The organism is Rhizobacter sp. P2_H2, from assembly GCF_056403375.1.
This window is the reverse complement of record NZ_JBFUFP010001416.1, coordinates 1-1,118: the sequence shown is the minus strand read 5'-3', so window position 1 is coordinate 1,118 and position 1,118 is coordinate 1. Positions and strand designations below refer to the sequence as shown.

The window sequence follows — 1,118 nt, the reverse complement described above, 5'->3', positions numbered from 1 at the left end:
ACTCCGCACCGAGCCCCGGGCCGGCGCTGGAAGCCGCGATGTCGCCGCCATGCAGCATCACCGCCTGCGTCGCCACCGCGAGCACGCGGGCCTCGGGGCCGATCGCCGTGCCCGACACGCCGCGGAAGAAGCCGGAGCCGTCGAGCCGCTCGTCGGCATGCGAGGCGAGCTCGGCCTCCGCGGCCAGGTTGCCGATGCGGCGCGCGGCCCGCGCGGTCCAGTAGGGCACCAGCCGCAGCCGTTCCATCGCCGATTCGCTCGGCGTGCCGGGCTGGTCCCACAGCGCGTTCGGTACCGCCGCACGGCCCATGCCGTGCACCAGGCCCGCACGGTACAGCCGCTGGCGCGCCGGCGCCGGCAGGCCCAGGCGCTCGGCACAGTCGGCAGCCACCAGCGCGACACGGCGCGAGTAGCCGGTCAGCCACGGCAGCTTCAGGTCGATCACGTCGGCGATCAGTTCGAGCGAGGTCGTGTCGGTACCGATGACGGGCGCGGTGTCGACGCAGGCCGGGTCCTGCTCCAGCGTATGCAGCCAGTCGACCGCATGGCGGCGCACCGCCTCGACCACCTCGGCGGGGTAGGCCGCCTCGGCGCGCGACGCGAGGTAGCTCAGCGCCCGCTCGAGGTCGTAGACGCGGCTGAAGATCTCCAGGTCGCTCGCGGCCGAGACGATGAACACCTCGACCGGGATGTCGGGCGGGCGCAGGCCGTTCGGCTGGCCGTGGCCGTCGGGGCGCTCGAAGATGCGGCGCAGCGGCAGCTCGACCGCCTGCGGCATGCCCAGCGTGCGCGCGACGTCGCCGGACACCTCGCAGTGGATCTGCGCCACCGGCGCCATCGAGCCGGCCAGGTGCGCCGGCAGCCCGGCCGCGAGCATCGCGCGCCGGCCGCCGACATCGTCGCCCATCAGCTCGGAGAACTCCGGCGCGTTCGCGGTGCAGCCCGACCAGCGCAGCAGCGAGACGTRGGCGGCATGGGAGCTCGCGTCGCCCTCGAGACCGAGTGCCGCCGCGAGCTGGGCCGCGATCCACGCGGTGCGCGCCGAGTGGTCGACCGGCTGGCCCATGCTGAGATCGCCGACGAAGGCGAGCGCCTTGACGGCATCGAAGACGGTGACG

1 protein-coding gene is annotated in these 1,118 nt (G+C 74.5%); it reads right to left on the bottom strand.

The window, feature by feature from the left end; genetic code table 11:
• A partial coding sequence (locus AC1D15_RS33585; protein WP_477829467.1) for an HD-GYP domain-containing protein occupies window positions 1-1,118 on the bottom strand: 1,118 nt, incomplete at both ends.